General features: G+C 67.7%; 1 protein-coding gene. It reads right to left on the bottom strand.

Annotation, left to right across the window (positions count from 1 at the left end):
- Positions 1 to 529, bottom strand: a 529-nt coding sequence (locus tag FQ755_RS06855; RefSeq protein WP_144152454.1) for an anthranilate synthase component I family protein, incomplete at both ends; no start/stop codon positions are given.

Genomic DNA, 529 nt, shown 5'->3' with positions numbered 1-529 from the left:
GTGCCTTCACGATGGTTTCGTCGAATTCCTCGACGGGATCGGACAGCGCCGTGATCGCGCCGCCCACGCCCAGCCTCGCCCGGCCGCCCTGGATCGTCACCGAGCGGATCACGATGTTGAAATCGCAGGCGCCCGACAGCCCGAGCCAGCCCAAGGCACCCGAGTAGATGCCGCGCGGCCCCTGCTCGAGACGGTCGATGATCTCCATGGTCCGTTTCTTCGGCGCGCCGGTCATCGAGCCGCCCGGGAACGCGGCGCGCAGGCATTCGAGGCCGGACACCTCCGCCTTCAGCGTGCCGCGAATGGTCGACACCAACTGGTGCACATGGGAATAGGTCTCGACGTCGAACAGCTTCGGCACGTGCACCGAGCCGAGCCGGCTGACCTTGCCGAGATCGTTGCGCAGCAGGTCGACGATCATCAGGTTCTCGGCGCGGTCCTTCTCGCTCGCCAGCAGGTCGTCGATCAGCGCCTGATCCTCCTCGGGCGTGCGCCCGCGCGGACGCGTGCCCTTGATCGGCTTCGCCTC

The sequence above is a fragment of the Paraburkholderia sp. BCC1885 genome (assembly GCF_900996235.1).
Lineage (GTDB): Bacteria > Pseudomonadota > Gammaproteobacteria > Burkholderiales > Burkholderiaceae > Paraburkholderia.
The sequence above is the reverse complement of the archived record's forward strand: the minus strand, read 5'-3'. Positions and strand labels throughout refer to the sequence as shown.